This is a genomic window from Streptomyces sp. NPDC002926 (assembly GCF_053591755.1).
In genome coordinates this window covers 225,328-231,327 of sequence record NZ_JBSFUK010000010.1, presented here as the reverse complement: position 1 = coordinate 231,327, position 6,000 = coordinate 225,328, and the positions used below count along the sequence as shown (strand labels likewise).

The 6,000-nt window shown below is 70.3% G+C and carries 7 protein-coding genes; all 7 read right to left on the bottom strand.

The window, feature by feature from the left end; all coding sequences use genetic code 11:
• Positions 1-131: 131 nt before the first annotated feature.
• The 7 genes from ACWDZ6_RS18860 to ACWDZ6_RS18830 all read right to left on the bottom strand — a co-directional run bounded on the left by ACWDZ6_RS18860 (position 132) and on the right by ACWDZ6_RS18830 (position 5,984).
• On the bottom strand, positions 132-482 hold the full coding sequence (locus ACWDZ6_RS18860) for a hypothetical protein (protein ID WP_326650324.1): 351 nt from the start codon (positions 480-482) through the stop codon (positions 132-134).
• A 227-nt stretch (positions 483-709) separates the two neighbouring features.
• The gene (locus ACWDZ6_RS18855; RefSeq protein ID WP_451503762.1) at positions 710-1,999 is read right to left on the bottom strand and encodes a hypothetical protein; all 1,290 of its coding nucleotides are present in this window, start codon (positions 1,997-1,999) and stop codon (positions 710-712) included.
• 14 nt (positions 2,000-2,013) lie between these two features.
• Complete coding sequence (locus ACWDZ6_RS18850; RefSeq protein WP_451503751.1) at positions 2,014-3,177, bottom strand: hypothetical protein; 1,164 nt, start codon at positions 3,175-3,177, stop codon at positions 2,014-2,016.
• Positions 3,174-4,100, bottom strand: coding sequence for a COG1470 family protein (locus ACWDZ6_RS18845; RefSeq protein WP_451503750.1), 927 nt, complete (start codon positions 4,098-4,100; stop codon positions 3,174-3,176). The genes ACWDZ6_RS18850 and ACWDZ6_RS18845 overlap by 4 nt, the downstream gene beginning before the upstream one ends.
• A 3-nt stretch (positions 4,101-4,103) precedes the next feature.
• Positions 4,104-4,796, bottom strand: a complete 693-nt coding sequence (locus tag ACWDZ6_RS18840; RefSeq protein ID WP_451503749.1) for a peptidase — start codon at positions 4,794-4,796, stop codon at positions 4,104-4,106.
• A gap of 175 nt (positions 4,797-4,971) precedes the next feature.
• Complete coding sequence (locus tag ACWDZ6_RS18835; protein WP_451503748.1) at positions 4,972-5,460, bottom strand: ATP-binding protein; 489 nt, start codon at positions 5,458-5,460, stop codon at positions 4,972-4,974.
• Between the two features lie 155 nt (positions 5,461-5,615).
• Positions 5,616-5,984 (bottom strand): STAS domain-containing protein, encoded by a 369-nt coding sequence (locus ACWDZ6_RS18830; protein WP_389182284.1) that lies wholly within the window; start codon positions 5,982-5,984, stop codon positions 5,616-5,618.
• Positions 5,985-6,000: the final 16 nt, after the last annotated feature.

Below are 6,000 nucleotides of genomic sequence, written 5' to 3'. Positions count from 1 at the left end.
CGATACTAACTGCACCCCCTCTTGTTCAGACTCGATGGGGGGGGGCCCCACCCCCCCACGCCCGACCTGATCGCGGCGGCGCCCCCGGCACGCTCAGCGTGCCGGGCCAGTCCCTTCTCACCCTGTGTCGGTCACTTCGCCTGAACGCCGAACCCACGCAGATAGTTCTTGAAGCCGCAGCGAACATTGGACTTCTGGCCGGGGCCCACCCACGGGCCGTACACGGTGTGCGTCACCACGTGCTCGCGGGCTCCCTGCACCTGGTCGCACGTAAGCTTCACCCGGTGCTTGCTGACGGCCTTGCCGCCGCCGGCCTTGCACGTCGAGTAGGCCGTGGGACGCCCGAGCTTGTCCATCGACGCGTAGCCCTTACAGCTGTACTTGCCGGCCGCCTGAGCCGGAGCTGCCGCGATCAGTCCGGTCCCCGCAGCCCCCATCATCACGGCGAGCGTTCCCGTGGCGAACTTCTTCCCCCAGCGCATGTGCTTCCTTTCCGCGGCCGGGCAGCGCGACGGAGGGTCATGTCTCGTCGAGCTGCAATTCCGGCCGATCAGCCAACTTCGCCCCAGCTCGGGCGAATGCAGGGAACGTATCCACTCGGATCATGGCGAAGCAACCTGCGCGGGCCGATCTGAGCAATACTTGAGAAAGATCCACTTCCGGCCCGCCCGCCCGGGGCGGGGCCGGAAGTGTGCTGCTCAGGGGCAGGTCAGCGGATTCCGCGCAGTCGGCGCCACGGGGTGAACGTGAACACCGCCCCGCCCAGCAGGATCACCGTGCCGGCGACCAGGGCCAGTGCGCGCAGTGCGCCGTTGTCCTCGGCGCCCGTCTGGGCGAGGCCGCCGGACGTGGTGCCGGACGTGGTGCCGCCGCTGCTGTCGCCGCCCGACGCGCCGCCCGGCTGAGCCGCGGTGTCGAGCTCGAGGGAGACGGCCGCCGAGCCCTTGACCGTGCACGGGATGCCGATCTTCTGGCCGCCCAGGGTGACGTCGATCGTGAGGGTGCCCGGGCTGAGCGTTGACTTGCCGCTGGCGCCCGGTTTGTACGTCCCGGTCATATCAGGCAGGTCCACCGGCTTTCCCTGCTCCAGCGGGTCCTTGTTGGCGGGGCCTGTGACGGGGACGGTGCCCTTGTCGACGCCGCCGAGAAGGACCGCCATGGACGGCTTGAGGGCACCCGCGGGGAGCGCCGCCGGGCTGTTCATGACGCCCTTGGCGGTCTTGACGACCAGGTCGTAACTGCCGCCGTTCTTCTTGGCGTTGATCGTCACCTTGGAGTTGATGCTCGCCGGGCCCGGCGACTTGCACGCGAAGGTCACTGCGACCTCCTTGCCGGGGAAGTCGCTCCGGCCGCCGTCGCCACCGCCAGAGGTCGTACCACCGGAGTTCGTACCTCCGGACGTCGTGCCGCCGGAGGTTGTCGTACCACCCGAGGTGGTTCCGCCGCTCGACGTGCCGCCGGACGTGCCGCCGCCGTCCGACACCTTGATCGTCGCCCCGGCCTTGACCGTCTCCTTCGGCGTGCACTTGGTGTCGGTGGACATCGGCTTGGAGACGTTGATGTTGTACGCGTCGGGCGTCAGCGTGACCTCGCCCGCCTTGGTGAGCTTGACCTTGCCCTTCATGTCGGACAGCTTCATCGGGCTGTTCTTGGGGATCGGCGGGTTCGTCCGCGACCCCTCCATCGCGATGTCCGCGGTCTGCGCGCCGGCCGCCTTGAGCGTGCCGGTGGGCTTCACCGTGTCCTTCTCCAGGTCGATGATGTCGGGGTTCTTCGAAGCCGCCTCGACGAACTTCCACACCACTTCGACCTCATCGCCCACCTTGGCCTCGGCCGGCGCGGTGATCTCGACCTTGGTGGTGCCCTGAACGGCTGGCAGGCCCGAGATGGGCGGTGGGATGCACTCCGTCCTGTACGAGACCTCGGCTGCCTGGGCGGGGCTCGCGGCCAGCACAATCCCCGCGCCGCCGAGCATCAGCGCGACTCCGGCCGCGCTCATCCTCCGTTGCGTGCTCACGAATGTCCCTTCGTCGTGGACCGGTTCTCTGACGGTGCGGAGTCAGGTGTGAACCACGGCAGAGCCGCCGTGGTGGTCGTGGTGCTCTTCGGCGTCGCGGGAGGCCGCGTGCGGGACCGGGAGCCGGGGCGGCGGAACGCGGGCAGCTGGACGGTGCGGTGGCGGCCGTTGCCGCGCGGGCGGAGGCGGTCCACGATCGCCATGCCGATACGGAAGACGGCGGCCGGTACGACGACGGCCAGCAGCAGCCAGAAGATCGTGACGCCCCACGGCCGGCCGACACCCCACGGCTGCTCGACGAGCACCTTGGTGCCGTACTTCACGGAGACCTGGTAGTCGCCGTGCGACCCGGCGGACAGCTGGACCGGCAGCTTGACCTGCACTTTCTGACCCGGCGCGATGGTGCCGCGCCACTGCTGCTCCTCCCACTGCGGGGCGAAGACGCCGTGCGCGGTGCCGACCTGGAAGACAGGGTCGCGCACAGGCGCCGAGCCGAGGTTGCCGATGGTGAACTCGAGCCGGCGGGACGGCGGGGCGCCGAAGAAGACGAGGACGCCGGAGTCGCCCTCGAGCCGGGCGGCGGCGAGGACGGCCAGCCTGCCCGCGCCGGTCTGCCGTGGCAGCGGCGCGGTGGGATGGCCCGCGACGGTGAACGGGGCGTCGACGACAGTCTGTTCACCGGTCACGGTCGCCACGTGCACGACGCAGGGGCAGGGCTTGGGCGGCTCCGCGACCGGCATCTCCTTGCTGAAGGACCCCTTGGCGTCGGTGGTGACGGCGCGGCCGTCGGAGTTGGCGCAGGCGTTGGTGCCACCGATCACGCCTCCGGCGGGCAGAGCCTGCCCGCAGATGAGCAACATGAGGAGCGTGCCCGGCCGCCATCCGGTGCCGCTGACGGTGATGTCGCCGCCCTTGCCGGCCTGCGCCCGGGAGAGCTTGACCTCGGGCTTTGTGTCGGCCGCGGAGGCGGGGAGTGCGGGCAGGAACAGCAGAGGGAGCAGGGCGAGGAGCAGGGCGGTGAGGAGGACGGGAGGGAGGACGAGCGTCTTCGGGGCGCCGGCCGTGGCGACTCCCCCACCCCGCGCCTTCCCTGAATCAGGGACAAGCCCCCGGCCCCCGGCCGCGTCGGCTCCGGGCACGCCGGCTTCGTACATCGTCATGCTCCCGACCTCGCCGACTCGTCCTCGTTGCTGGTCTGTTCAGGCGTCGGGCGGGGATCCGCAGGATGCCGGCGGTACATCAGCCAGGTTGGGGTGCCGACCGCTGCCACCAGCGCCACTGCCACCGCCGCCACCCACAGCCACGGGACGAATGCCGCCGATGCTGTCGCCTCGCTCCGAGCGGCGCCCTCTGCCGTGACCTGGACGCGGACGTCCACGGAGTCCAGCGACGGCGGGTCCAGCCACTTCTCCGTAAGGGATACGCGCCGGCCGGGCAGCAGTTCCACCGAAAGAGTGCGGGGCGGCCGGCGCAGCACCTCGCCGAAGAGGCCGTCCGCCCGGACTGCGAGGCGCGGGGTCAGGGCCGTGTTGCCGCGGTTCACCAGGCTGTAGTGGATCGCGCCACCGGAGACCGACACGTCCTCGACCGTGAGCGCTGCCAGAGTCGGGCCGCTCACGCGCAGCTGGATCCGTACGCCCGCCTCACGGTCGCCGGACTCCACCACGACCGCACCCGGGTGGTCGCCGGGGAGCGCGCCCGCAGGGACGGTGACCGAGAAGGGGACCTCTGCCCTGGTCCGGGGCGGGACCGTCAGCCGGTTCGCGGCGAGCGTGATCCAGGTGCTCGCGGCATCGGAGCGCCGCGGGCCCCGTACGGCGGGCGCGCCGCCCGCGGTGTTGATCAGGTCGGCGGACCGGAGCCGGACGGCGAGCGGTTCCGCGCCCCGGTTCGTCACGGACAGCTTGTCCTCGAGGACGGTGCCGGGCACGCCCTCCATATAGACGTACGGTCTGCCACCGCCCGCCGCCGGCTGCGCCGTCCACGTCGGTCCGCCGGACGCCCACACGGCAGGGGCACACAGCACGCAGAGCACACACAGCAGCGCGGCGAAGGCGGCGGCGAGGCGTGAGCGCACGTGCACGGGTCAGCTCGCGGTGCGCTGTCCGCGCCGGGTCAGCCACAGCACCCCGGCCGCCCCGGCCAGCAGGACCGTCCCGCCGAGCGTGCCGAGCGCGAGGGCCGAGTCGAGCGGGCCGGTCCTGGGGAGTTCGCCGCCCGACTGGGCGTTCTGCATGCCGCCGTCGGAACCGCCGCCGCCCGAACCGCCGCCCGCGGCCTTGACGTCGAGTTCCAGCGAGGGCCTGGGGTTGTTCTTGGGCGTGCATGTCGTCGTCGTACCGAGCGCCTTGATCGTCAGCACTCCCGCGGTGAAGGTGGCCCTGCCGCTCTTCCTCGGGGTGTACGTGCCCGTCAAGTCATTGATTTTGATGGGGGTGTTGGCCGGGATCGCCGTCTCGTTCGCGGGCCCGGAGACCGTGACCGAGCCTTCCTCCGCGCCTCCCAGCCTGATCAGCGCGCTCGGATTCATCGCGCCCTTGCCGAGCTCCACCGGGCTGGAGGAGACGCCCTTCTGGAAGGACATCGTCAGCCGGTAGCCGGTGCCGCTCCTGACGCTCTTGATGTCGATCGGCGAGACCGCGCCTTTTGGCCCGATCGGGGTCTGACACTGGTAGTCGACGTCAACGACACTGGCATGGGCGGCAGGGGCGGCCATCAGCACCACCGAGCCCGCCACCGCTGCTGCCAGCGAGAGAGCTGTCCGCTTCTGGTACGACACCTCGAGTTCCCCTCATGCCGGAAGTTACTGCCGGATGTCCCCGAAGTTACTGACGACACATCAGATCGGGCGCTCAAGGTACGCCTGGGACCTTGGGGAGGGAAGACAAAGAGCACGCCGTATTGACGTGCTCTACAAGAGATTCAGAACCTGTCGCGGACCGCCGCGCGGCGCGCTACGACGGCGCGGCGAGTTCCGCCCAGACCGTCTTGCCCGGCGCGCCGGGCACTCGTACAACTCCCCAGTCCAGACAGAGACGTTGGACGATGAACATCCCGTGTCCGCCGGGCCGTCCGGCCCGGTGCGGGGTACGCGGGGAGGGCTGGCCCGCGCCGCGGTCGGAGACTTCCAGGCGCAGCACTTTCCCGTCGCAGCGGACTTTCAGCTCTTCCGGACCCTCGGCGTGCAGGCAGGCGTTGGTGACCAGTTCGGAGACGACCAGCAGCACATCCTCGGCCGCCGCCCGCCGGTCGGCGCTGGCGGCGGGCAGCCAGCCCCAGTCGCGCAGCGCCTGACGGGTGAAATCGCGGGCCAGCGGAACGATGCCGCTGGCGCTGCCCAGGGCAACACTGCGCACCGCACCGCCGGGTGCCCGGGAGGTAGGGCCGGCGCCGTTCGGCTCGGGGCCGGCGTCGCCCGGCGGTTGCTGCCGGGTGGTGCTCATCAGCGCTTCACCTCACCGATTCACCGATTTGCCATGACATGACTACACAGAGTGCTGAGTTATCAACCTTCCGCGGGGTTCTCCTGCCCTGCCGAATGCTGACAACACCTACCACGCCTACGCGGCGCGCGTGATGCGGACAACAGGGGGGACGATCAGCCGGAGAGGGCCGCTTCGAGGGAATCATGCACAGTGAAAACCGCCTCTGCCCCGGTGATCTCGAAAACCCTGGCCACCACGGGCAGCATCCCCGCCAGATGGACCCCGCCCCCGGCAGCCTCGGCCTTCAGTCGCGCGCCGAGCAGCACATTGAGCCCGGTGGAGTCGCAGAATTCGAGTTCCGAACAGTCGATGACCAGTCGTACCCGGCCCTGATCGAGCGCTTCGTCCAGTGGCGCGCGCAACAATTCGGCCGTGTGGTGATCCAACTCACCCGCCGGTTTCACCACCTCGCTGTGACCTTCGGTGCGAACCTCGACCTGAAGCCGGCCCAGGTTCGCACTGCCGACCGTCCCGCGGTCCATGCCCGTCCCTCTTCGC

Coding starts and splice junctions, on each gene's coding strand:
- ACWDZ6_RS18855 (WP_451503762.1), bottom strand. CDS start 1,999: ATGAGCGCGGCCGGAGTCGCGCTGATGCTCGGCGGCGCGGGGATTGTG.
- ACWDZ6_RS18835 (WP_451503748.1), bottom strand. CDS start 5,460: ATGAGCACCACCCGGCAGCAACCGCCGGGCGACGCCGGCCCCGAGCCG.
- ACWDZ6_RS18830 (WP_389182284.1), bottom strand. CDS start 5,984: ATGGACCGCGGGACGGTCGGCAGTGCGAACCTGGGCCGGCTTCAGGTC.
- ACWDZ6_RS18850 (WP_451503751.1), bottom strand. CDS start 3,177: ATGACGATGTACGAAGCCGGCGTGCCCGGAGCCGACGCGGCCGGGGGC.
- ACWDZ6_RS18860 (WP_326650324.1), bottom strand. CDS start 482: ATGCGCTGGGGGAAGAAGTTCGCCACGGGAACGCTCGCCGTGATGATG.